The sequence below is a fragment of the Phenylobacterium koreense genome, assembly GCF_040545335.1.
Classification (GTDB): domain Bacteria; phylum Pseudomonadota; class Alphaproteobacteria; order Caulobacterales; family Caulobacteraceae; genus Phenylobacterium; species Phenylobacterium koreense.
This window is the reverse complement of record NZ_JBEPLU010000001.1, coordinates 392939-416488: the sequence shown is the minus strand read 5'-3', so window position 1 is coordinate 416488 and position 23550 is coordinate 392939. Positions and strand designations below refer to the sequence as shown.

25 protein-coding genes are annotated in these 23550 nt (G+C 68.3%); 7 read left to right on the top strand and 18 right to left on the bottom strand.

The features are described 5' to 3' along the window. Positions 1-302 precede the first annotated feature (302 nt). Positions 303-1364, top strand: a complete 1062-nt coding sequence (locus tag ABID41_RS02040; RefSeq protein WP_354297107.1) for a cell wall hydrolase — start codon at positions 303-305, stop codon at positions 1362-1364. On the opposite strand, the gene ABID41_RS02035 is transcribed toward ABID41_RS02040, so the two are convergent. Then, entirely contained in the window at positions 1361-1843 is a 483-nt protein-coding gene (locus ABID41_RS02035) for a GNAT family N-acetyltransferase (RefSeq protein WP_354297106.1), read from the bottom strand. The genes ABID41_RS02040 and ABID41_RS02035 overlap by 4 nt on opposite strands. A gap of 117 nt (positions 1844-1960) precedes the next feature. Here ABID41_RS02035 and ABID41_RS02030 point away from each other — a divergent pair, with 117 nt between their 5' ends. Beyond that, complete coding sequence (locus ABID41_RS02030; RefSeq protein WP_354297105.1) at positions 1961-2482, top strand: hypothetical protein; 522 nt, start codon at positions 1961-1963, stop codon at positions 2480-2482. 117 nt (positions 2483-2599) lie between these two features. Here the strand turns inward: ABID41_RS02030 and ABID41_RS02025 are convergent, their stop codons facing one another. The 3 genes from ABID41_RS02025 to ABID41_RS02015 all read right to left on the bottom strand — a co-directional run bounded on the left by ABID41_RS02025 (position 2600) and on the right by ABID41_RS02015 (position 5694). Then, on the bottom strand, positions 2600-3001 hold the full coding sequence (locus ABID41_RS02025; protein WP_331931673.1) for an MAPEG family protein: 402 nt from the start codon (positions 2999-3001) through the stop codon (positions 2600-2602). A 75-nt stretch (positions 3002-3076) separates the two neighbouring features. Beyond that, positions 3077-4111, bottom strand: coding sequence for a M23 family metallopeptidase (locus tag ABID41_RS02020; RefSeq protein ID WP_331931672.1), 1035 nt, complete (start codon positions 4109-4111; stop codon positions 3077-3079). A 59-nt stretch (positions 4112-4170) separates the two neighbouring features. After that, positions 4171-5694: a UbiD family decarboxylase gene (locus tag ABID41_RS02015; protein ID WP_331931671.1), complete on the bottom strand. Its 1524-nt coding sequence runs from the start codon at positions 5692-5694 to the stop codon at positions 4171-4173. Between the two features lie 82 nt (positions 5695-5776). On the opposite strand from ABID41_RS02015, the gene ABID41_RS02010 reads away from it, so the two are divergent. Next, positions 5777-5998: a hypothetical protein gene (locus ABID41_RS02010; protein WP_331931670.1), complete on the top strand. Its 222-nt coding sequence runs from the start codon at positions 5777-5779 to the stop codon at positions 5996-5998. Positions 5999-6020: 22 nt separating this feature from the next. Here ABID41_RS02010 and ABID41_RS02005 read toward each other — a convergent pair whose 3' ends face one another. The 3 genes from ABID41_RS02005 to ggt form a co-directional block, all read right to left on the bottom strand. Then, positions 6021-6203, bottom strand: a complete 183-nt coding sequence (locus ABID41_RS02005; protein ID WP_331931669.1) for a hypothetical protein — start codon at positions 6201-6203, stop codon at positions 6021-6023. A 70-nt stretch (positions 6204-6273) separates the two neighbouring features. Continuing rightward, positions 6274-6618 carry an MmcQ/YjbR family DNA-binding protein gene (locus ABID41_RS02000; RefSeq protein WP_331931668.1) on the bottom strand — a complete coding sequence of 115 codons (345 nt, stop codon included), beginning with the start codon at positions 6616-6618 and terminating at the stop codon, positions 6274-6276. Positions 6619-6707: 89 nt separating this feature from the next. Beyond that, positions 6708-8471 (bottom strand): gamma-glutamyltransferase, encoded by a 1764-nt coding sequence (gene ggt, locus ABID41_RS01995; RefSeq protein WP_354297104.1) that lies wholly within the window; start codon positions 8469-8471, stop codon positions 6708-6710. Positions 8472-8615: 144 nt separating this feature from the next. On the opposite strand from ggt, the gene ABID41_RS01990 reads away from it, so the two are divergent. Next, positions 8616-8894, top strand: a complete 279-nt coding sequence (locus ABID41_RS01990; RefSeq protein WP_331928221.1) for a hypothetical protein — start codon at positions 8616-8618, stop codon at positions 8892-8894. A gap of 12 nt (positions 8895-8906) precedes the next feature. On the opposite strand, the gene ABID41_RS01985 is transcribed toward ABID41_RS01990, so the two are convergent. After that, a complete protein-coding gene (locus ABID41_RS01985) occupies positions 8907-9569 on the bottom strand; it encodes a class I SAM-dependent methyltransferase (protein ID WP_331928223.1) in 663 nt (220 codons plus the stop codon). Positions 9570-9663: 94 nt separating this feature from the next. Between ABID41_RS01985 and ABID41_RS01980 the strand changes: the two genes are divergently transcribed. Continuing rightward, positions 9664-10251, top strand: a complete 588-nt coding sequence (locus tag ABID41_RS01980) for an HdeD family acid-resistance protein (protein ID WP_331928225.1) — start codon at positions 9664-9666, stop codon at positions 10249-10251. 131 nt (positions 10252-10382) lie between these two features. On the opposite strand, the gene ABID41_RS01975 is transcribed toward ABID41_RS01980, so the two are convergent. Together ABID41_RS01975 and trxB are read right to left on the bottom strand one after the other, a co-directional pair. Continuing rightward, positions 10383-11681: a UDP-N-acetylglucosamine 1-carboxyvinyltransferase gene (locus ABID41_RS01975; RefSeq protein WP_331928227.1), complete on the bottom strand. Its 1299-nt coding sequence runs from the start codon at positions 11679-11681 to the stop codon at positions 10383-10385. Positions 11682-11825: 144 nt separating this feature from the next. Next, positions 11826-12833 (bottom strand): thioredoxin-disulfide reductase, encoded by a 1008-nt coding sequence (gene trxB / locus ABID41_RS01970; protein ID WP_331928289.1) that lies wholly within the window; start codon positions 12831-12833, stop codon positions 11826-11828. A 34-nt stretch (positions 12834-12867) separates the two neighbouring features. On the opposite strand from trxB, the gene ABID41_RS01965 reads away from it, so the two are divergent. Beyond that, on the top strand, positions 12868-13017 hold the full coding sequence (locus ABID41_RS01965) for a hypothetical protein (RefSeq protein ID WP_331928229.1): 150 nt from the start codon (positions 12868-12870) through the stop codon (positions 13015-13017). A 65-nt stretch (positions 13018-13082) separates the two neighbouring features. Then, positions 13083-14138, top strand: a complete 1056-nt coding sequence (pseI, locus tag ABID41_RS01960; protein WP_331928231.1) for a pseudaminic acid synthase — start codon at positions 13083-13085, stop codon at positions 14136-14138. Between the two features lie 87 nt (positions 14139-14225). Here pseI and pseG read toward each other — a convergent pair whose 3' ends face one another. The 8 genes from pseG to ABID41_RS01920 all read right to left on the bottom strand — a co-directional run bounded on the left by pseG (position 14226) and on the right by ABID41_RS01920 (position 22910). Further along, the gene (gene pseG, locus ABID41_RS01955; protein WP_331928233.1) at positions 14226-15269 is read right to left on the bottom strand and encodes a UDP-2,4-diacetamido-2,4,6-trideoxy-beta-L-altropyranose hydrolase; all 1044 of its coding nucleotides are present in this window, start codon (positions 15267-15269) and stop codon (positions 14226-14228) included. A 48-nt stretch (positions 15270-15317) separates the two neighbouring features. Further along, positions 15318-16316: a mitochondrial fission ELM1 family protein gene (locus ABID41_RS01950; protein ID WP_331928235.1), complete on the bottom strand. Its 999-nt coding sequence runs from the start codon at positions 16314-16316 to the stop codon at positions 15318-15320. 122 nt (positions 16317-16438) lie between these two features. Next, on the bottom strand, positions 16439-16912 hold the full coding sequence (gene greA, locus ABID41_RS01945; protein WP_331928237.1) for a transcription elongation factor GreA: 474 nt from the start codon (positions 16910-16912) through the stop codon (positions 16439-16441). Between the two features lie 171 nt (positions 16913-17083). After that, positions 17084-17584 (bottom strand): AAA family ATPase, encoded by a 501-nt coding sequence (locus ABID41_RS01940; RefSeq protein ID WP_331928239.1) that lies wholly within the window; start codon positions 17582-17584, stop codon positions 17084-17086. A gap of 10 nt (positions 17585-17594) precedes the next feature. Then, complete coding sequence (locus ABID41_RS01935) at positions 17595-18392, bottom strand: SDR family NAD(P)-dependent oxidoreductase (RefSeq protein WP_331928241.1); 798 nt, start codon at positions 18390-18392, stop codon at positions 17595-17597. A 224-nt stretch (positions 18393-18616) separates the two neighbouring features. Then, entirely contained in the window at positions 18617-18781 is a 165-nt protein-coding gene (locus ABID41_RS01930; protein ID WP_331928243.1) for a hypothetical protein, read from the bottom strand. A gap of 402 nt (positions 18782-19183) precedes the next feature. After that, positions 19184-22474 carry a carbamoyl-phosphate synthase large subunit gene (gene carB / locus ABID41_RS01925; RefSeq protein WP_331928245.1) on the bottom strand — a complete coding sequence of 1097 codons (3291 nt, stop codon included), beginning with the start codon at positions 22472-22474 and terminating at the stop codon, positions 19184-19186. Between the two features lie 229 nt (positions 22475-22703). Beyond that, positions 22704-22910 (bottom strand): cold-shock protein, encoded by a 207-nt coding sequence (locus ABID41_RS01920; protein ID WP_331928247.1) that lies wholly within the window; start codon positions 22908-22910, stop codon positions 22704-22706. Between the last annotated feature and the right edge of the window lie 640 nt (positions 22911-23550).

Below are 23550 nucleotides of genomic sequence, written 5' to 3'. Positions count from 1 at the left end.
CGCAACGGCCGCTCCTACGAAACCGGCGAATCTTGAACCGGCTCGCACAAGCATGGGAGCGGCCCGGACCCCACGCAATACTCGATCTTGCCCCGCTTGGCCCCTATTTTGCCTGCTTGCGGCTGCATGGAGCCTGGCCTGACCATTGTGAGACCTTGAAGCTGGACCTCTCGCGGATCCTTTCTCAGCGGGGGCTTATTGGGGCCCTTGCCGCCAGTTGCGCCCTGGCGGTGGTCCTGCTTGCGTGCGCCAATCCGCGCGTGTCTCCCAGCCGGAACGAGCGCGCCGCGGGCGTCGCTACCGTGGCCCGCAATTTCAGCGATAGGGGCCTGCAACGCCTGACCGCCGACATGGATCCGGCCATGCTGGCGCTCGCCCGGCGCCACGATCCGGTGCTGCGCCAGGCCGATCCCTGGGGGCGCACGGTCGGCTGGACGAGCCTCGACATCAGCCAACTCCCGAACCTCGGCGTCGAGGCGACCACCGCCGAGAGCGCCGAGGAGATCAACTCCCTGCGCGCCTTCTCCAAGCTTCCGATCCGGCCGATGCGCCCCTTCGTGCTCAAGGCCGGCGGTCAGGACGCGGCCCGCGCCCTGAAGTGCCTGACCGACGCGGTGTACTACGAGAGCGCCCGCGAGCCTGAGCTCGGCCAGGAGGCGGTGGCCCAGGTGGTGCTCAACCGTGTCCGCCATCCAGCCTATCCCAAGTCGGTCTGCGCCGTGGTCTATCAGGGTGCGGCCCGGCCCACCGGCTGCCAGTTCAGCTTCACCTGCGACGGCTCGCTCCGCTATGCGCCGGAGCCCGCCGCCTGGCGCCGGGCCCAGGCCGTCGCGCGCCGCGCGCTCGAGGGCCACGTCAACAAGACGGTGGGGTCGGCCACCCACTATCACGCCAACTATGTCGCCCCTTACTGGGCCCCGACCCTGGTGAAGATGAAGCAGGTCGGCCTGCACATCTTCTATCGCTGGACCGGTCCCTGGGGCGAGCCGGCGGCCTTCACCGGCCGCTACGCCGGCGGCGAGGCCTATATCTCGCCGGCCATCCTCGACAGCCTCGATGCGCGGACCAACGGCCTGCTCGATCCGGAAGGCCAGGGCATAGGCGCCGGCCGCCAGGTGACGCTCGCCGTCGCCGGCGAGGTGCGGACCTACAATGTCGCCGATGCGAGCGCGTCCGGCGGCGAGCGCACCCGCGTGCTCGGCACCCTCTACGCCGCCCGCCGCAAGCCGACCCCCGAGGAGGTCCGCGAGATCAACCGCTCGCTGGCGGCCATGGAGGCGGCGCAATCGGCGCCCGCCGAAACCGCCGCTGCGCCGGAGGCCGCTGCGTCGGCGCCGGGCTCCGTCCAGGCTTCGCAGAACTAGCTGAAGGCGTTCGGATAGGCCACGAGGACGGGCTCATCGAGCGCGCCGTCCTCGATCACCAGCGCCATCATCGCCGGGCTGTCCGAATAGGGCGACTTCACCAGGGCCGCGGCGGCGCGGCTGAAGCCGAACTTCGGATAGTATTCGGGGTGACCCAGCACCAGCACCGCATGGGCGCCGAAGTCCTTGGCCGTCTCGATCGAGGCCAGGGCCAGGCGCGATCCGATGCCGGCCTTCTGACGCCCGGGAACCACCGCCAGCGGGGCGAGGGCGGCATAGAGGTTCACGCTGTCGGCCCACAGGCGGCTGTAGAGGATGTGGCCGACGATCTCGCCGACCTCTTCCGCCACCAGTTCGAACATGACGTCGCCGTCGGCGCGCAGGCGCTCGATCAGGTCGGCTTCGTCAACGCGGCCGAAGGCGGCCTCCACGACGGAACGGATGGCGGCGTGATCGGCCGGGCGAACATGTCGGATCATCCGCCTAGCTTAGGGCCCGCTGGCGTAAGGGGAAACGCCTTTCGGACGTCGCGCGCAACCTGGCCGGGCGGGGCGCGTTCCGTATCAACCATGATTGCGCGACAAGAGGGGTCTGCCGTGTCCATCAACAATCGAAGGGAATTGAGCCTGCTCAGCCACGACGAGGCCGAGCTGATCAAGAGTTCGCGGCGTCCGGCGCTCGACCTGCTCGACGCCAAGGCGTTGGTCGAGGCCAAGCGCCGCTTGCGCGACCTGCGCGGCAAGGAGCGCAGCCTCGCTCACCAGAAGTCCCGCGAGGTGCGCGGCAAGGCCGAACCCCGCGGCGGGTCGTTTCCCGGCACGGCCGACCGCCCCCGCGAGCGCAAGCAGGTCTTCTCCGCCGCGCTCCGGCGCGTGAACAGCCGGGCGGCCCGCCTGCGGGTCGAGGGCGTCAAGCAGGCCCACATCGACGCCGCGCGCCGCGCCTTGGCCATGCGTCTCGCCAATCCGCCGCCCGCCGTCCCCAAGCCCGGCCGCACCGCCGGCAAGGGCATGCGCCAGGTCGAAAGCCGGAAGGTCTCGTCGAAGACCGCTCCGGCCAAGGTCGGCAGCGTCTCCCAGGCGACCAAGAAGGCCCAGGCCAAGCGCGACCAGGCCTGAGAAGGCAGGGCGACCGCATATGAGAATTCGTCCTTCTCCCCTTGCAGGAGAAGGTAGCCGGCGCAGCGGGTCTGATGAGGGGCAGGGGTAGCTGAAAGCCGCCCGCGCCCTCCTGCCTCAGGCGATCGCGTAGAACAGCAGCGCCACGCTCGCGAACACGTAGGCGAGCCAGGTGAGCGTCACCCCGATGGCCCGCGCCAGCGAGGTCCCGCCGCTGCGCGACAGGCCGAAGCCGTGCAGCACCCGGCCGGCGAACAGCAGGAACCCGGTCAGGTGCACCGCCAGCGCCGGCGCCTCGACCACCGCCAGAACGGCGATGCCGATCAGGGCCGCGGGTATGTACTCGGTGGCGTTGCCGAAGGCGCGGATCGCCCGCTCGAGCTCGGGTATGCCGCCGTCGCCCAGCGCGACCTTGTGTTTCCGCCTCTGCCGGACCACCAGCAGCGACAGGATCAGCAACAGGATCAGGTGCAGCCCAACCCAAAGCGCGGCCGCGTGACCTGACGTCACCGTGTTCATGCCTAGATGTCCTTTCGCCCCCGCGAAGTGGCGCAGTTGGGCGCGGATTCACCGAAAGGGCAAGCCTGGGCGAGGCTAAAGCTCGATCGCGAAGGTCCTGCTGACCACCGTCTGGCCATCCCGTCGCACGACATAGGCGCCCGTGTAGCGGCCCCTGGCCCAGGCTCCGGCCGCCGGCGCCTTCTTGCCGACGAAGAACATGTACTGGGCCTTGGCGCGATCCAGCGGAGGCTGGGCGCTGGTGGCGAGCACCCTGCCGTCCGGGCCGGTCAGCGTCAGTTCCTGGACGTCGCCGCCACGCAGGTTGATGGCGCGCACATAGGCGATCAGCGGGCTCGTCGTGGTCGGGCGGGGCAGGGCGCCCGCCTCGATGCTGGCCATGCTCACCGGGGCGGCGGCGAAGCCGGCGTTGAGCACCGTTCCGGCCTTGTAGGCCATCGCCTTGGCGGCCTGCGGCGTCCACATCCCGCCGCCGGCGGCCGCGCCGTCGCATGATCCTGGCGCCAGGTTCGGCGCGAACGGGTCGATCATCACCCCGTCCTTGCGCACGGTGAGGTGCACGTGCGGATATTCCGTCTGCCCCGACAGTCCGACCTTGGCGATCGGCGCGCCGGCGGCGACCTGGTCGCCGACCTTCACCTTCACGCTGCCCTGGGCCAGGTGGCAGTATTGGGTCTCCCAGCCGTCGCCATGGCTGATGACCACGCCGTTGCCGCACTCCTGGCCGTTCACCGCCGCCTTGCCGCGCTCGCGGATGGATATGTCGGGAACCCCGTCCCGCAGCCGCGCCACCGTGCCGGCCGCCGCGGCCAGCACGTCCACGCCGGCCGCCTGGGCCTTCATGTCCAGTAGGCGGATGTCGACGCCGCTGTGGGCCTCATAGGTGTTGCTGCTGCAGCGGTAGTCCTTCACGCCCGGGCCGGGGTCGAGGTCGACATAATTCTGGACCTCGCAGGTCGATCCTACCGTGCAAGCGATCGGCAGCGACAGCCGTGGCCCGGCGGCGGGCGAGGCGGTCGCCGCGGCAGTTTTCGGCGCCTGCGCGCTTGAGCCTCCGGACGGCGAGCAGGCGACGGCCAGACCGGCCAGGACAAGCGGAACAAGCCTCAACGACGCCTCCTTGCCGACTGAGGGGGCCTCCCCGCCAGGGGAGGTTTCCCCAAATCGCCCTAAACCGGCTCCCCGTCTCCAGGCAGGCCGAGCCTCGACCACTTCTCGCTGACCGCCCTCACGGTGGCCTCGTCCATGCCCAGCTTCTCGCCCCATTCGCGTTTAGTCTCCGGCGGCCACTTGTTGGTGGCGTCTAGGCCTATCTTGGAACCAAGGCCGCTCTCGGGCGAGGCGAAGTCGAGATAGTCGATGGGGGTGCTTTCCACGACTGTGATGTCCCGCGCCGGGTCCATCCGCGTGGACATGGCCCACATCACGTCCTTCCAGTCGCGGGCGTTGATGTCGTCGTCCACGACGATCACCCACTTGGTGTACATGAACTGCCGCAGATAGCTCCAGACGCCCATCATCACGCGCTTGGCGTGGCCCGGATAGGCCTTCTTCATCGAGACCACGGCGATCCGGTAGGAGCAGCCCTCCGGCGGCAGCCAGAAGTCCACGATCTCCGGAAACTGTTGGCGGATCAGCGGGATGAACACCTCGTTCAGGGCCTCGCCCAGCACGCTCGGCTCGTCCGGCGGCCGGCCGGTGAAGGTGGTCAGATAGATCGGGTCCTTGCGCATGGTGATCGCGCTGACCTTGAACACCGGGAACTTCTCGACCGAGTTGTAGTAGCCGGTGTGGTCGCCGTAGGGACCCTCGTCGGCGTACTCGTCCAGCATGACGTGGCCTTCGATCACGATCTCGGCGTTGGCCGGCACTAGCAGCGGCACGGTCTTGGCCGGGACCAGCTCCACCTTCGCCCCGCGCATCAGCCCGGCGAACTGATACTCCGACAGCGTCTCCGGCACCGGAGTCACCGCCGCCAGGATCGTGCCCGGGTCGGCGCCGATCACCGCGCAGGCGGGCAGGGCGTCCGGCTTGCCGGCCGCCTTCCAGCGCCGATGGTGCTGCGCCCCGCCGCGATGGGCCAGCCAGCGCATGATCGTCCGGTCCTTGCCCAGCACCTGCATGCGATAGATGCCGAGATTGTAGTCGTCCTCACGGTCCTCCGACGGCCCCTTGGTGACCACCAGCGGCCAGGTGATCAGCGGCGCCGGCTCGCCCGGCCAGCAGGTCTGGATGGGAAGCTTGGAAAGGTCGATCTGGTCGCCGGTCCAGACCACCTCCTGCACCGGCGCCTTCTTCACCGTGGCCGGCCGCATGGACATCACCGTCTTGGCCAGCGGCAGCATGTCCCAGGCGTCCTTCAGCCCGCGCGGCGGCTCGGGCGCGCGCAGGAAGGCCAGCAGTTCGCCGACCTCGCGCAGGTCGGAGGCGGTCTCCCGTTCGCGGCCCTCCAGGGTCACGCCCATGGCCACCCGCTTCACCGTGCCGAACAGGTTCACCAGGCAGGGCATGGACGAACGCTCGCCATCGGCCCGGATCACGTTCTCGAACAGGACCGCCGGCCCGCCCTTGGCCAGCAGGCGGCGCTGGATCTCGGTCATCTCCAGCACGCTTGATACGGGCTCGCTCACCCGCACCAGTTCGCCGGCCGCCTCGAGCCTGGCGATGAACTCCCTCAGCGACCGGTAGGCCATGCGCTCTCCATTCGTCTTGGCCATGGTCTAGGGCTGGTGCGCCCTGGTGTCACCTTCGCAGCACGGCTAAATTCCGCGCGTCATGAAGCGCATCGACCTAGACGACCTTTCGCCCAAGCTGGCCCAGCTTCTTCTCAGCCTTGAGGAAGGGGAGGAATTGCTGCTCGTCCAGGGCGGCGCAGTGGCCGGCCGCATCCTCGGCGGCGCCGCGCCCAAGCCCGAGCCCGAACCCGAGCAACCCACCGACGAACGCGCCGCCGAAGTCTTCGAGCAGTTCCGCGCGGCGATCGAAGACGAGTTCTGACGCGCCCACGAGGGCGCCCCGCCTAGTCGTCCTCGAATTCGTCGTCGCCGCCCAGCACGTCATTCAGGGCGTCGATGATGACGTCCATCTGCTCGGGCGTGACTTCCAGGGTCAGGCTCTCGCCCCCTTCGGCCCCGATCGTCAGCACGTAGCCTTCTTCGGTTTCCTCGAACTCGAAGCGGGCGAGCGGCTTGGGCTGCGGCATGTCTGTCTCCATTGTCGGTCCGGAATATCCGGTCAGCTTGTCGGTATCGGCTGGATGCGACAGGGCGCTGTCAGGCTTCCCCGGCGTCCCGCGCCTTCTGTAGTTTCTTCGGCGCGACCTTGCGCCAGCGCCGCTCCAGGAAGTTTCGCAACGATCCCGGATGCAGGGTTTCGATCCTGGCCAGCACGCTCGGATAGTCCTTGTAATGCGGCGTGATGTGAAAGGTCCCCGGCTCGGCCTCCATCAGCATCTCCCGCTCGTCCCGGTCGACCTCCAGCAGCACCAGGCTCTGGTCTTCCCCGCGCAGCCGCGTGAAGAACTTGCCGTTCACCTTGAAGGCCGGCTGGCCGTAGGACGAGCCTTCCTCGACGCCGGGAAAGCTCAGGATGATTTCGCGCATCTCCTCAGGGCTCATCGGCCGTCCTCCTGGTGGGCGAGGCGCGAGCTTCACCCGCCAGGAGCCGGCGTCAATCAGGATCGCCAACCGCCGGGCGCGCAGCGTCGTCAGTAGGCCAGCGCGACGCCGTCCTTGCGCATCTCGGTGGCCGCCGCATAGCGCCCCGGCCAACGTTCGATGGCCTGGTAGCCGCCGAAGCCGCCCGGATCGGGGGCCATCTTCCAGCCGATGGCCGCCAGCGCCGCCTTGGTCGCCTCCGGCACGCCGCTCTCCAGGTTCAGGACGCCGATCCCCTTCTGGGCCTCGCCCGTCGGTTCGGTGGAGCCGCCATGGTGCCAGCGGGGGCTGTCGCCGGCTTCCTGCAGGGAGAGGCCGAAGTCGACCATGTTCGAGATGATCTGCGCTTGGCCCTGGGGCTGCATGTCGCCGCCCATGACCCCGAAGGCCAGCCACGGCTCGCCGTTCCGCGTCGCAAAGCCGGGGATGATGGTCTGGAAGGGCCGCTTGCCGGGGGCGAAGATGTTCGCGTGCCCGTCGGTCAGGGCGAACAGCTCGCCGCGGTTCTGGAACATGAAGCCCAGCCCGTCCGGCGACAGGCCCGATCCCATGCCGCGATAGTTCGACTGGATCATCGACACCATCATCCCGTCCTGGTCGGCGGTGGTGAAATAGGTGGTGTCGCCATGGCTCGGCGCCTGGCCCGGATGGACCGGCGTCAGGATCTTGTTCGGCGAGATTAGTTTGGCCCGCTCGCGCGCGTATTCCTTCGACAACAGCCACTCGGTCGGCGTCTTGAAGAAGTCGGGGTCGGCATAGAACTTGGCGCGGTCCTCGAAGGCCAGGCGCTTGGCCTCCACCGCATGGTGGATCGCCGCCGCCGACTGGAAGCCCATGGCCTTGAAGTCGAAGGCCTCCATGATGTTCAGCGCCTGCAGCGTGGCCAGGCCCTGGCTGTTGGGCGACAGGCCGTGCACGTCGACGCCGCGATAGTTGATCTTCTGCGGCGGGTCCCAGCGCGAGTGGTGGTCGGCGAGGTCGGCCTTGGTCATCCAACCGCCGATCCGCTTGAAATAGGCCTCGATGGCCGCGGCCACCTCGCCGCCGTAGAAGCCTTCGCGCCCGTGCTCGGCGATCTGCCGATAGGTGCGGCCGAGCGCCGGGTTCTTGAAGATCTCGCCTTCCTTGGGCGTGGCCCCGCCGGCGGCCCAGACCTTCTTGAAGTTGTCGATCTCCTCGATGCCGACGCCGGGCTTGGTGAAGTTGATCAGCGAACGGCCCAGGTAGTAGGCGACGTTCTGGGTGACCGGGAAGCCTTCCTCGGCGTAGGCGATGGCCGGGGCGAACAGGTCCTTCCACGGCAGCTTGCCGTAGCGCTGGTGCAGGGTCCACCAGGCGTCGACCGCGCCGGGCACGCTCACCGCGATCGCGCCGTAGGAGGGGATCAGGCCGTTCTTGGCCCGCCCGCGCACGGTCTCCAGGCTCAGGCCCCGCGGGCTGCGGCCCGAGCCGTTCAGGCCCTCGACCTTCTTCGTCTTCGGGTCCCACAGCATGACGAAGCAGTCGCCGCCGACGCCGCAGGAGATCGGCTCCATCAGCCCCAGCACCGCATTGGCGGCGACGGCGGCGTCCACCGCCGAACCTCCCCGCCGCAGCATGTCCAGCGCCGTCAGGCTGGCCAGCGGATGGGCGGTGGCCGCCGCGCCATGGACGCCCCAGGCCGCGCTGCGCGAGGCGAAGGTCGCGCCGTCGATGCGGTCGCCGCCATGCACGTCGGGCCGATTGCGGTTCGGGTTCTCGTCGCGGCTCTGGGCGAGCGCGGCGGTGGCGACTGCGGAGGCGGGCAGGGCGCCCAGGAAGGTGCGGCGGCGCATGGGGACTCCAGATGCGGATTCTCGTTTGCGGGCACTATAAGGCGAAGTTTGTACGGCTTGCGCATTTGTGCACTGCACAATTCGCATTGTTTCCCGCGCTGGGCTTCGCTATATGCCGGGTCCTAGGGGATAGATATGCGAACTATGGACGCCTTGGCGGTTTCGCTCGGGCTGATCGCCTGTCTGGTCATCGGCCAGATGGGTCAACAGCCCTCAGCCGACGAACTCGCCGCCGATGCCTGGATTATCGAGCGGGACGTCGTGAGCCTGCTGCACACCATGAGCAGCCCGGTCGAGAGCTGCTACAACATGACGCTGCCGAACGCCGACATGAGCGAAGACCTGCTCATGCTCGCCCGCGACCGCGCCGGCATGATGCTGGCCACGAGCTGCGATCCCACGATCATCGCGCAAATGACCTGACGGGGACGGAGATCAGGCGGGCAGGGTCCAGACCGCGGTCTTCTTGACCTCGCTGTCTTCCAGCTCCCGGGTCGTCGGAACCCGGTATTCGGCCAGCTTCTCCAGGCCCACCCGCGGGAAGTAGCTGCGGCCGGGATCGCCGATCAGCACCCGCGCGCCGCGCACGTGCGCCTGGGCCAGCCAATCCATCACCTTCTGGGCCAGCGGCTTCTCGTAGCAAATGTCGCCGGCCAGGATCACGTCGGCCTCCGGCGCAGGCGCGTCCAGCAGGTCCTGGTCGGTGAAGTCGATGCTCACTCCGTTGGCCGCGCAGTTGAGCGACAGCGCCGCCCCGCAGAACGGGTCGATGTCGGTCGCCAGCACATGGCCGGCCCCGGCCTTCATCGCCGCGATCCCGACGATGCCCGAACCCGATGCGAAGTCGATGACCCGCTTGCCGGCCACCTCGCCCGGATGGTCGAGGATGTAGCGCGCCAGGGCCTGCCCGCCGGCCCAGGCGAAGGCCCAGAACGGCGGCGGCAAGCCGATCTCGGCCAGGGCTTCCTCGGTCATCCGCCAGATCGGCGTGACCTCGTCGGCCAGGTGCAGCGTCAGCTCCGGGGTGTGCGGCGGCTGCTGGAGGCGGGTGTTTTCGAGGATGAAGGCGCGGCGGCCTTCCAGGGACGGCTTGATCACGCGCCCCTCCTAGCATCACCCGAGCGGCGGAATCTCGGATCTTTCGGGAACTATGAGCTTGGCTGCGGAATTTCCCTCAAAACGGGACTGGGCCATGACTGCAGATCAGAGATTGCATGTGCCGAATCCGGCGTTCTCCGCACTGTTCGACGGCGTCTCGTGGCAGGCCATCGTCGCGCGCGGCGTGATCGGGATCCTGTTCGGGATCCTGGCCCTGATGGCGCCGGTCACCACGGCGCTTTCCCTGGTGATCGTCTTTTCGATCTATCTGATGGCCGACGGCTTCCTGGCCATCGCCGCGGCCTTCAGGGCCGCCCGCCAGAAGAGCCCCTGGGGCTGGCTGGCCTTCGAAGGCGTGGCCAATATCGTCGCCAGCGTGGTGCTCTTCTTCATGCCGCGCCTGGGCATGGTGACCTTCGTGGCGATCCTGGCCGTCTGGTCGATCATCGCCGGGGCCCTGAAGCTGGCGGCGGTCTTCCGTCGCGAGCCGGTCGCCGGCCGCGGCTGGCTCGCCTTCTCGGCCATCGTCTCGCTGCTGTTCGGCGCGGCCCTGATCCTGGCCCCGATGGTCGGCGCGGTGGTCCTGACCTGGTGGCTCGGCGCCTACGGCCTCGTCTTCGGCGTCACCCTGCTGGTCCTCGGCTTCCGCGTCCGCTCGATGCGCAAGCGCGCGGCGGCCTAAACGTCTTCGCTGGCCCTTCCACGGCAGGGCTATCGCATACGAAGCTCGGCCTTCTGTTTTTCATGGCGGGCCGTCAGGTCCCGGCCATCCATAGACGCCGAGGGCCGCCGGGAAGGCCGGCGGCACACGCCCTAGTCCCCCACCACCCAGCTCACGTCGGCGCCCAGGGCGTTCAGGTTCTCGACGAACTTCGGGTGCGCGCGCTGGATCGGGCTGGCGTTCAGGATGGTGCTCTCGCCCTCGATGCTGGCGGCCAGCATGAAGAGCGCGATCGCCACGCGGATGATGTAGGGGCTTTCCACCCGCGCCGGGGTCAGCGGCTTGCCGCCGAAGATGATCAGCCGGTGCGGATCGCAGAGCAGGGCGTGCGCTCCGAACTTGCCGAGCTCGGCATGCCAGCCCAGCGCCCCGTCATAGACCTTGTTCCAGAACATCGCCTGCCCCTCGGCGCGCACTCCCAGCGCGATGAAGATCGGCAGCAGGTCGGCGGGCACATAGGGCCAGGGCGCGGCCTCGACCTTGGTCAGGATGTTGGACGTGAAGGGCTCGCGCACCTTCAGCCGCCCGTCCACCCGCGCGCGGCTCCAGCCGTTCTCGTGCGTCACCTCGACCCCGAACTTGGCGAAGGTGCGGTCGAGCAGCGGGAACTGTTCCACCGACCCGTTCTGCACCGCGATCTCGCCGCCGGTGATCGCGCCCATGGCCAGGAAGGTCGCCACCTCGTGGAAGTCGTCGGCGAAGGTGAACTCGATGCCGGCCAGGCCCTCGACCCCCTCGACCTTGATGCGCGATCCGCCGACGCCTTTGATCTTCGCGCCCATCAGGCTCAGGAACTCGCAGAACTCCTGGACGTGCGGCTCGCAGGCCGCGTTGGTGAGCTGCGAGGCGCCCTTGGCCGTCACCGCGCACAGCACGAAGTTCTCGGTGGTGGTGACCGAGGCGTAGTCCAGCCAGTGCTGCACGGCGCAGAAGCCCTTGGGCGCGGTGATCACCGTCGCCGAAGGTTCGCTCGTGACCTCGGCGCCGAAGGCCCGGAAGACCTCGATGTGCGGGTCGATCTCGCGCGAGCCCAGGGTGCAGCCGGTGACGTCCTCTTCCAGGCTGGCGCGGCCGAACCGATAGAGCAGGGCCGGGATCAGCATGATCGAGGAGCGCATGCCCAGCGGCAGGTGCGCGGCCTTGGGATCCAGCTCGCCGCCATGGTGCAGCCGCAGCGTCCCGCTCGCATAGTCCATGTCCACCGAGCTGCCGAGCTTGGTGAAGAAATCCAGCAGCTTGCGCACGTCGGTGATGTCGGGGACGCGATGCAGGACGATCGGCTCGTCCGACAGCAGCGTGGCGCACAGCACCGGCAGGACGGCGTTCTTGTTAGCGGAAGGCGTGATGCTTCCGCGCAAGGCGCGTCCGCCTCGCACGATCAGGTTCGTCATGGCGGCGGATCGCCTCGTCCTTGGGAAATTGGGCCGTCGATTACTCGGTAGGAGAAGAGATTCTCCCACGCTCGGCTAGCTAGGCGGAAACGAGGCCTTTCGCTAGGGGCCGTCGGGCGCGGCCTTTTCGCGCCGGCCCGTCGCTTACCAGGCCCCGATGCGCTGGCTCTCGTGCTGGCTGATCGGGTGGTGCGCCTTCTCGTGGTCCTCGGCCGCCAGCAGGCGCACCGCTTCCAGCGCCGCCATGCAGCCCATGCCCGCCGCGGTCACCGCCTGGCGATAGACGTCGTCGGTGACGTCGCCGGCCGCAAAGACGCCCTTGATGGCGGTGGCTGCCGAACCGGGGATCACCTTCAGGTATCCCGAAGCGTCCATTTCGAGCTGGCCCTTGAACAGTTCCGAGGCCGGGGCGTGACCGATGGCGATGAACACGCCGTCGGCGCTGATCTCGCGGATCTCGCCGGTGTTCACGTCCTTCAGCTTCACGCCGGTGACGCCCAGCGGCTCGGTCGTGCCGGTCACTTCGTGGATCGCGGCGTTCCAGACCACCTCGATCTTCGGGTGGGCGAACAGCCGCTCCTGCAGGATCCGTTCGGCGCGGAACTCGTCGCGGCGGTGAACCACCGTCACCTTCGAGGCGAAATTGGTCAGGAACAGCGCTTCTTCCACGGCGGTGTTGCCGCCGCCGACCACAACCACTTCCTTGCCGCGATAGAAGAAGCCGTCGCAGGTCGCGCAGGCCGAGACGCCGAAGCCCTGGAACTTCTGCTCGGTCTCCAGGCCCAGCCACTTTGCCTGGGCGCCGGTGGCGATGATCAGGGTCTCGGCCAGCCAGACCTCGCCGCTGTCGCATTCCAGCCGGAACGGACGCTGCGAGAGATCGGCCTTCACGACGATGTCGTTGATGATCTCGGTGCCCACATGCTCGGCCTGGGCCCGCATCTGCTCCATCAGCCACGGCCCCTGGATCACGTCCGCGAAGCCGGGATAGTTCTCGACGTCGGTGGTGATGGTGAGCTGGCCCCCGGGCTGGATACCGGCGATCAGCACCGGCTTCAGCAGCGCGCGGGCGGCATAGATGGCGGCGGTGTAGCCGGCCGGGCCGGAGCCCAGGACCAGGCAGCGGGTGGTGCGTGGAGCGTTCTGCGACATGAGACGTATGTAGGGCAGGCGCCGGGAGTCGGCCATGAATTTTGGATTGTGGATCGCCATCGGCGTCGCGCTCGGCGCGGCGCTGGGACAGGCGACCGGAAATATCGGCGTCGGCGTGGCGATCGGCATCGCGCTCGGCGTCTGCCTGGGCTTCGCGGTCAGCCGGTGGCGGCCGCCGCGCTGATCGGCTTGGTTAACGTCCGCTTCAGCGGCCATGCCTAAGCTGCGGCCAGTTTTCGAGGCGTCCAGATGAGCCAGCCCCCTGAGATCGAGATCGCCGGCCGCAAGATCGGCCCCGGCTACGAGCCCTATGTCATCTGCGAGCTGTCGGGGAACCACAACGGCAGCCTCGATCGCGCCCTGCAGATGGTCGACGCCGCCGCCGACACCGGCGCCGACGCCATCAAGATCCAGACCTACACCGCCGATACCATCACCATGGACGTCGACCGGCCTGAGTTCCGTATCCACGGGGGCCTCTGGGACGGCCGCAGCCTCTACGAGCTCTACCAGGAGGCCCAGACGCCCTTCGAATGGCACGCCGCCATCTTCGAGCGCGCCCGCCGGCGCGGGGTGACGATCTTCTCCAGCCCGTTCGACGAGACCGCCGTCGACCTCCTCGCGGGCCTGGACGCCCCGGCCTACAAGATCGCCTCCTTCGAGGCGGTCGACCTGCCGCTGATCCGCTACGCCGCGGCCAGGGGCAAGCCGCTGATCATCTCCACCGGAATGGCCAATGCAGAAGAGATGGCCGCCGCGCGCGACGCGGCGCTCGAGGCCGGCGCCCCCGGCGTGCTGCTGCTGCACTGCGTCTCCAGCTATCCCTCGACCTTCGAGGACGCCAATGTTCGCACCGTCGCCGACATGCAGCAGCGGTTCGGCGTTCCGGTGGGACTCTCCGACCACACGCCCGGCAGCGCCGCCTCCGTCGCCGCCGTCGCCACCGGCGCCTGCGTGATCGAAAAGCACTTCACCCTGGCTCGCTCCGACGGCGGTCCGGACGCCGCCTTCTCGCTGGAACCGCAGGAGTTCTCCGCGCTCGTCCGAGACTGCAGGGACGCCTGGCGCGCCCTGGGCTGGCCGCATTACGACACCCTCGGCTCCGAGCGCGCCTCCCTGCAGTTCCGCCGCTCGCTCTATGTCGCGGCCGACGTGAAGGCCGGCCAGCCCCTGACCCGCGCCAATATCCGCTCGATCCGCCCCGGCGCCGGCCTCGCCCCGGCCCACCTCGAAGAGATACTGGGCCGTCCCGCCGCCCGCGACCTCGCCCGCGGCGAGCCGCTTGCCTGGGACATGCTGGGCTGAGGGGAAGTTGGGCCCTCCCTCGCGGAGGAAATCGCATATGGGCTGGATCCAGCCACCCGGATCTCTCAGATCGTCATCCGGCTTTCGTCAACGCCGACCCTTGGCCCCCGCCGACAGCACCTCGAGGAACGCCTCCGCCGCCCGCTCGGCGCCCAGGCCGTCGCAAAGCTCCAGGCTCGCCGCCGTCAGGCGGGCGCGGCAGGCCGCGTCCTTCACCAGCTTCACCGACACGCGGTCGAGCGCCGCGTCGAAGTCCCCCTGGGCGATGTCGATCACCAGGGCCGCCTCCCTCTCGGCCAGGGCCTTGGCCGCCGGCCACTGATTTTCCGCCAGCACCACAAGCGCCGACGGCAGGCCCAGGGTGCAGCGCTCCCACACCGTCGAGCCGCCGGCCCCGATTGCGACGTCGGCAGCCAGGGTCAGCTCGGCCATGTTGAGCGCGTCCACATGCACGTTCACCCGCGGGTCGTGCGCCGCCACCCTGGCCAGGCCCGGCAGGCTCGGCGCGCCGCTTCCCAGCACCACGTCGAAGTCGATCTCGCCGTTGCGCTGGCGCAGGCGATCGACGACCCGCGAGGTCACTCCGTCCACGTCGGTCATGCCCAGGGCGATCAGGATGCGCCGAACCGGACCGCCCCGGCGGTCGATGGCCTGTTCCCGCAGGGCAGCGAACTCCGGCCGCACCGGCGCATATTGCGGCCCGAGCAGCAGCCGCGCCCCGTCGATCCATTCGGCATAATCGGTCTCTGTGCGGGCAGGGCCGGGGTCCAGCACCAGCGCCCCGCCCAGCGGGCGGTTGGCCAGGTCGTCGATGACCATGGCCGGGCGGCCGGCGGCGATGGCGTCATGCTCGGCCCGCGACAGGCCGTAGTGGTCGAATACTACGGCGTCGAATTGCATCCCGACCGCGCCGCGGACGATGGCGGCGGGCTCCAGCGAGACGGCCTCCTCGCGGCCCATCTCCGGGCCGAAGGCGTCGAGGATCGCGGCGACGGGCGGGGCCGCCAGGAACACGCAGTCGGCGCCGTGCTGGGCCAGGGCTCGCGCCAGGGTCAGGGACCGCATGACGTGGCCGCCGCCCACCGTCGGGCCGCCATTGGCGATGAACAGGATCCGAGGACGCAGAATCATCTCGATCCCATGGGACCCCGAAAGCGTCGGGTTGAAAAGCTAAGCCGCTCAACCTCTTTGGCGGATATCGTAGCGGCGCAGGATCTCGCTCGCGGCGCGATCGGTTTCCGCCAGGGGCTCGTAGCTCCAGTCCTGGAGCACGCCCTCGAAACGCCGCGCCGCCCCCAGGCGCTGGAGGTCGTCGTGGAACAGCCTCAGCTTGCGGCTCTCGCCCTCCATCGCCAGCACGAGCACCGGCTTGCCGGTCGAGGCCGCGTCGGTGGCGAGGTTGGTGGAGTCCTCGGTCGCCAGGATGTAGTCCGCCGCCGCCAGGTAGGCGAAGTAGGGATTGTCGCCCTGGCCGTTCCAGACCTGGCCGGGCAGGGTCTTCAGCCGCGCGGCCATCACCGCTTCGGCCTCGGGCGGCGTGCGGCGGGTGAAGCTCACCATCACCGATCCGCCGGCCGCCCGGACCGCCGTCTCGATTTCCCGGGCCATGGCCTCGGCGCGTTCGGTCGAAAGGTCGTGGGCCTTGGACTTGCCGCCGATGATCACCGCCACCCGCGGGTGGGGCAGGGGCTCCAGCTCGGCGGAAAAGCGTTCCAACTCGGCGGCGAGGCGCTCTGGCGTGACGCGGCCTGGCGATCCGGTGATCGGAAAGACGTTCTCGCCCTCCAGCCGGTCGTGGCGGGGCGGGATCACCAGGTCGAAGCGCCGCGCCGGGATGCGCGGGTCCTGGGTCTGGACGACGAAGGTCCTGCCCCGCGACCAGGCCTTCACGCGGATCGAGAGCGGCAGGGTGGCGCGGCCGGTGGCGATCCAGATGTCCGGCCAGGGCGGGGCGATCTCGCCGCCGGATTTCAGCAGCAGCCGAGGAAACGGCATCAGCCGCCAGGGCAGCCGGCCGAGCTCGCCCTTCCAGGCGACATGCTTGATCTCGACGCTCGCCGGGCGCTGGCGTGCGACCGCCTGCGCCAGGCCGAGCGCCTGGGCTTCTATGCCGGCACGCCCGTCAGAGACCGCCCAGATGGTGAGCGGCGTTCCGACGGGCGATGCTGATTTTGGCAAGTCGAGGCTCTAGAGCACGATGCGATCAGACGGAATCGTCTGATCGTTGAATCGTGCTCTAAATCCAAAGGTTTGAGCGCGTTCTAACCGCAAAACCGGTTTCCACTTTTGCGGAACGCGCTCTAAAGCCACTCGACCTTGAGGATCTCGTAGGCCTTGCCGCCGCCGGGGGTGTTCACCTCGACGACGTCGCCGGTCTCCTTGCCGATCATGGCGCGGGCCAGCGGCGAGACGATCGAGATCTTGCCCTGCTTCACGTCGGCTTCGTGTTCGCCGACGATCTGGTAGCGGGCCTCTTCCTCGGTGTCTTCGTCCACGACCGAGACGGTCGCGCCGAATTTCACCTGGGTGCCGGAAAGCTTGGATACGTCGATGACCTGGGCGCGAGCCATCTTGTCTTCGATCTCGGCGATCTGGCCTTCGATCCAGCCCTGCCGCTCCTTGGCGGCGTGGTATTCCGCATTCTCAGAAAGGTCGCCATGCGAGCGTGCTTCGGCGATCGCTGCGATCACGGCGGGCCGCTCGGCAGTCTTCAAACGCTTCAGTTCGTCGTCGAGAGCCTGCCAGCCCTCGGCGGTCATCGGGACTTTTTCCATCGGTGGTGAGGACTCGGGTTCGCCCTTTTGGGAGGTGTTTTGCCGGCCGCGGGCGCAGGCGTCCGGGGGGATAGAGACTAGATGCGCGGGCGCGAAAACTCAAGGGGCCGACCCGAGCCGGTCCCCGTAACCCTCCGAAAGCGATCGCTCCGCCCTGCAGGGCGCTGAGTTTCAGGCGCTTTCCGAAATGATCGCGCCTTCCAGTTCAGCGTCGTCCGGAGCCTCATAGACCCCCTCGATGAATTCGAACATTTCCGGCCCGGCCGCCAGGGCGAAATTCTCGCCGCGGACCTCGGTGCGCTCCTGTACGCGCGCGCGCCGGACCGCTTCCGGCGCGGTCACGAAGTGGAACTGCAGCGGCAGCTCCACCGCCTGGGCGATCTCGGCGACCCGCGCGCGGTCGCTCCGCCGCAGCAGCCCCAGGTCCAGGACCACCGAGGTGCCCGCCGCGATCACGCCCGCGGCGGTCGACCAGATCTGCGCCTCGCAACGCTCGACCCGTTCCATCAGCCACTCGAACTCGATCGGGTCGGGCATGTCGGGGGCGAACAACCGCGCCATCCAGTCGTCGATGGCGAAGTGGACCGCCGGCGTTCGGCGGGCCAGTTCCTTGGCGTAGGTGGACTTGCCGGCTCCGGCCGGACCATAGACGACGTGAAGTGTGGCGCTCATGCGCAGCGGGTTACTTCACTGAAAAGCCGCCGTCGATGACCAACTCGGCGCCCGTGACATATCGGCTCTCGTCGGAGGCCAGCCAGAGCACCCCGTTGGCGATGTCCTCGGGGTAGCCCTTGACCCCCAGCGGCACCCCGTCGGCGGTCATGGCGTCGAGGACCGGGCCCCGCGGCGGGCGGGCGTTGTCGCCGGGTTCGCCGGTGCCGACGATGGTGTCCCAGATCGGAGTCTCGATGATGCCGGGGTGGACCGAGTTCACCCGGATGCCGTCCTTGGCCGCCGCGCACTCCAGCGCCACGGACTTGGTGAACAGACGCACCGCGCCCTTGGTGGCGCAATAGCCCGCCAGGATCGCCGCGCCCTTCAGGCCCGCCACCGACGACATGTTGATGATCGAGCCCCCGCCGCTTTGGCGCATCAGCGGGATCGAGTGCTTGGACCCCAGGAACACCCCGTCCAGGTTGACCGCCGTCTGCCGTTGGAAGTCTGTCAGGCTCATCTCCAGCACCGAGCCGCTCAGGCCGATGCCGGCGTTGTTCACCAGGATGTCCAGCCGGCCGTGCTTCGCCTTCACCGCCGCGACCGTGTCGATCCAGGCCTGTTCGGAGGTGACGTCGTGGTGGAGGTAGGAGGCCTTGCCGCCCGCGCCCTCGATGCCGGCGACCAGCGCCGCGCCCTTGTCGTCCTGCAGGTCGGTGACGACGACGTGCGCCCCTTCCTGGGCCAGGCGCTCGGCGCATCCGCGGCCGATGCCGCTCGATCCGCCCGTCACCAGCGCCACCTTGCCCTCGACACGGCCCGCCATGCGGAAGTCCTCCCGTTTATGATCGTTGTTCAGTCACCAACGCGTAGCCCAGGTTCAGGCGGAGGACCAGCCTGACCCCAGCGTAAGCCGGCGATGTTCGGGAGGAACGAAAGCAGCACGGCCCGGCCGCCCCTCGGGGGGCGCTTCAGGACCTGTTCGCGACGATGGAGCCCGGCGGCCTCAGACCTCCTGGGGCCGCCGGACCCGGATCTTTCGTTGGTTGTCTACCAGGTCACCCTGCCGTTCGCCGTGAGGAGACCGATGAGCATGGCAGCGCCGAGAGCGATAATCAGAGCCACGACAATAAGGTCGGTATACCCCTCGAAGCGCTCCAGCAGGTGCTTGTTCTTGTGATGGTGGACCTCACCCTCGTGGTGTCCGGTTTGCATGGCGTCTTCCTTCGCACACTGTTTCAGAGGACACGTCCTCCGCCACACCGCGACAGGCGCCCGAATGGGCAGACCGGCTGGTCATCAGGGGCCGCCGGAAGCTCGCCCACTTGCGCCCGCAAAAGCGTGGCGACGCTTTGAGGTTGCGCTTCCGCCGAACGGCGGTCAATCGGGAATTTCTGGCTAAGTCCTTCACAAACAGGAGTTTGCGAGGCGCTCGCATGACCGAGCTTTCCCGTCAGGGTGGAAACTGGCCACCCTTTGACAAGATTAGGTGGAGCTAAGCTTCACCATTGCCTAAAACGGCCGGGATCACGTTTTGTTCCAAGGCCTTCGCGAGTCGTCATCGCTCGCCGCGACGGCCGATGGGCGACGCTCGAGCCGCCCACCGGCCGAGCCGTCTCAGGCGTAGCTCTGCAGCGGGCGCACATCGAGGGTGTCCTCGACGGTCGCCACGATGGCCTGGGCCGCGGCCAGGGCGCCGGCCGCGGTCGTGAAGTAGGGGGTCTTCATCATCAGGGCCGTGCGGCGGATCTCGAAGGAGTCGGCCAGGGACTGCTTGCCCTCGGTGGTGTTGAAGACGAGCTGCACTTCGCCGTTCTTCATGGCGTCGACGATGTGCGGACGCCCCTCCAGCACCTTCTTGATCGGCGACACCTCCAGGCCCTGTTCGGACAGGTAGGAGGCGGTGCCGGCGGTGGCCAGCACCTTGAAGCCCTGGCCCAGCAGCAGCTTCACCGGCTCCAGGATCCACGGCTTGTCGCTGTCCTTGACCGAGACGAAGACGCTGCCGCCCTTGGGCAGCTTCACGCCGCCGCCGAGCTGGCTCTTGGCGAAGGCGCGGGCGAAGGCCGCGCCGTTGGTCTCGCCGGGCCGGATCCAGTCCAGGCCCATCACCTCGCCGGTGGAGCGCATTTCCGGGCCCAGCACCGTATCGACCCCGGCGAAGCGGGCGAACGGGAAGACCGCCTCCTTCACCGCGATGTGGTCATAGGGCTTTTCCACCAGGTTGAAGCTCGCCAGCTTCTCGCCGGCCATCAGCTTGGCGGCGATGGAGGCCAGCGGCTGGCCGATGGTCTTGGCGACGAACGGCACGGTCCGGCTGGCGCGCGGGTTCACTTCCAGCACATAGATGCGCGGGTTGTCGGAGTGCGGCTCCTCGATGGCGAACTGCACGTTCATCAGGCCGCGGACTTCCAGCGCCCGGGCCATGGCCTCGGTCTGGCGCTTCAGCTCGGCGATGGTCTCGGCCTTCAGCGAGAACGGCGGCAGCGAGCATGCGCTGTCGCCCGAGTGCACGCCGGCCTCCTCGATGTGCTCCATCACCCCGGCCACGAACACCTGACCGGCGTCGTCGCACAGGGCGTCGACGTCCACCTCGGTGGCGCGGCTCAGGTACTGGTCGATCAGCACCGGGCTGTCGCCCGACACCTGCACGGCGGTGTTCACGTAGCGCTCGAGTTGCTCGTCGTCGCGGATGATCTCCATCGCCCGGCCGCCCAGCACGTAGGAAGGGCGGATCACGATCGGATAGCCGACGGCGTGCGCGCCGGCGAAGGCCTCTTCCCGCGAACGGGCGATGGCGTTCACCGGCTGGGCGATCTTCAGCTTGTGCAGCAGTTGCTGGAAGCGCTCGCGGTCCTCGGCCAGGTCGATGGCGTCCGGGCTGGTGCCCAGGATCGGGATGCCGGCGTCTTCCAGCGGCTTGGCCAGCTTCAGCGGCGTCTGGCCGCCGAACTGCACGATCACGCCCAGCAACTCGCCGCGCGCCTGCTCGACCGCGATCAGTTCCAGCACGTCCTCGGCCGTCAGCGGCTCGAAATAGAGGCGGTCGGAGGTGTCGTAGTCGGTGGAGACCGTCTCCGGGTTGCAGTTGACCATGATCGACTCCACCCCGATGTCGTCCAGGGCGAAGGCGGCGTGGCAGCAGCAGTAGTCGAACTCGATGCCCTGGCCGATCCGGTTCGGACCGCCGCCCAGGATGATCGCCTTCTTGCGGTCGCTGGGCTCGCTCTCGCACTCGGGGATTTGGCCCAGCGAGCCGGTCTCGTAGGTCGAGTACATGTAGGGCGTGGCCGCCCGGAACTCGCCGGCGCAGCTATCGATGCGCTTGAACACCGGCCGCACGCCGTGGGCGCGGCGCTGCTCGCGGGCCTCGGCCTCGGTGGTGTGGGTCAGCTTGGCCAGGCGGGCGTCCGAGAAACCCTGGGCCTTGATGGCGCGGAACTCGGCCGCCGTCCGCGGCAGGCCCTTGCGGCGCAGGCTTTCCTCGGTCGCGACGATGGTTTCGATCTGGCGCAGGAACCAGGGCTCGTAGCGGCAGGCGGCCGCGACCGCCTCCACCGACAGGCCATGGCGGAAGGCCTGGGCGATCACCCGCAGCCGGTCGGGGGTCGGCTGGCCCAGCGCCCGGATCACCGCCGCGTCGCCGGTTTCCGGATCGTGTGCGCCTTCGATCTCGATCTCGTCCAGGCCGGTCAGGCCGGTCTCCAGGCCGCGCAGCGCCTTCTGCAGGCTCTCGGAGAAGGTGCGGCCGATGGCCATGACCTCGCCCACCGACTTCATGGCGGTGGTCAGGTAGGGTTCAGAGCCCGGATACTTCTCGAAGGCGAAGCGCGGGATCTTGGTGACCACGTAGTCGATGCTGGGCTCGAACGAGGCCGGCGTCGCGCCGGTGATGTCGTTCATCAGCTCGTCGAGCGTGTAACCGACGGCCAGGCGCGCGGCGACCTTGGCGATAGGGAAGCCGGTGGCCTTCGAGGCCAGGGCCGAGGACCGCGACACCCGCGGGTTCATCTCGATGACCACCATGCGCCCGTCGGCCGGGTTCACCGCGAACTGCACGTTGGAGCCGCCGGTCTCCACCCCGATCTCGCGCAGCACGGCGATCGAGGCCGCGCGCATGCGCTGGTATTCCTTGTCCGTCAGGGTCAGGGCAGGGGCCACGGTGATCGAGTCGCCGGTGTGCACGCCCATCGGGTCCACGTTCTCGATGGAGCAGACGATGATGCAGTTGTCCGCCTTGTCGCGGACGACCTCCATCTCATACTCCTTCCAGCCCAGGACGCTTTCCTCGATCAGCACCTCGGTGGTCGGCGAGAGGTCGAGGCCGCGCTCGACGATCTCTTTGAACTCTTCGACATTATAGGCGATGCCGCCGCCGGTGCCGGCGAGGGTGAAGGACGGGCGGATGATCGCCGGCAGGCCGACGAATTCCAGGCCCTCCATGGCCTCGTCCATCGAGTGCGCCGCCTGCGAACGCGGGCTCTCCAGGCCCAGCTTGTCCATGGCGTCGCGGAATTTCTGGCGGTCCTCGGCCTTGTCGATGACGTCGGCCTTCGCGCCGATCATCTCGACCCCGTACTTGGCCAGCACGCCGGCGCTTTCCAGCGCCAGGGCCGTGTTCAGCGCGGTCTGGCCGCCCATGGTCGGCAGCAGGGCGTCAGGGCGTTCCTTGGCGATGATCTTCTCGACCATCTCCGGGGTGATCGGCTCGATATAGGTCGCGTCCGCCACGTCCGGATCGGTCATGATCGTGGCCGGGTTCGAGTTGACCAGCACGATCCGGTAGCCCTCGGCGCGCAGCGCCTTGCAGGCCTGGACGCCCGAATAGTCGAACTCGCAGGCTTGTCCGATGACGATCGGGCCGGCGCCGATGATGAGGATCGAGGAAATGTCTGTGCGTTTCGGCATGTCCACTCGCGCGCATGGGCGGTCGCACCTTCAGGCGCGCCCGGTCCCGATCAAACTGCAGGTTAAGCGCGCCGTTTAGAGCCGGAGTCGTCAAGGTGCAAGCGCAATGCTCCCCTACGTCCCGCCGCGTTGTCGCGCCCTGTCTTCCAGATACGAAAACGGGCCGGCGTTTCCGCCGGCCCGCAGCCGTTTCGATGCATGGACCTGGTGGGGTCCGTTGCGGAACTGCTTAGACCTGCAGGCTGCCGGCGGCCATCTTGCCGCTGCGGCGGTCCTGCTCGAGTTCGTAGGTGATCTTCTGGCCTTCGTTCAGGCTGCGAAGTCCGGCGCGTTCAACGGCCGAGATGTGGACAAAGACGTCGGCGCCGCCATCGTCCGGTTGGATGAAGCCATAGCCCTTGGTTCCGTTGAACCATTTAACAGTGCCGGTAGCCATAGAAGTGTCGTCCTTGGGTAAGTCGTTCCGCAACCCAAGTCTTTTGAGCCGCGCATCAAAGTTCGGGAGGGTCGGGGAGCAGGTTCGGTGCGCCGGGATATGGAGCGTCGAAATTCAGCCGAACCGTACGAGTTTGACGGTTCACGGTAACTCGGTTCAGAAGCCTCCGCAAGGCGGTGTGGGATGACTTCTCCCTCCCAGATCCTCCCCCGTTGGGGGAGGTGGCTCGCCGCAGGCGAGACGGAGTGGGCCGCCGGTGGATCGGCGCGTTAGCGACGAGACGGGTGGGTCTTGCTGACTCCGCAGCCCCACCCTGGCCGCTTTCGCGGCCTGTCCCTCCCCATGAGGGGGACGGAGAAGTCACCCAGATCCTCCCCCGAGAGAGTTCTCCCTCCGCGCGAATATGGGCCAAACGGCGCCCTCTCACCGCGCCGCCTCGCTCTAGGAACTCTAGTAAAACCAGAGCCTTGCCCCGACATCCCACTGCACCCACGCAAGTTGCGTGACGAAAATGACACATTTGGTTCGCCTTGAACGCGAGCCGGGAACTAGCTGCGCCTTCCGCGATTACAGCTCGGCATGGGGCTTATCGAACGTCGTTCGCGGAGCCCGACCGGATCACAGAGGGTGGGGTTTCCTC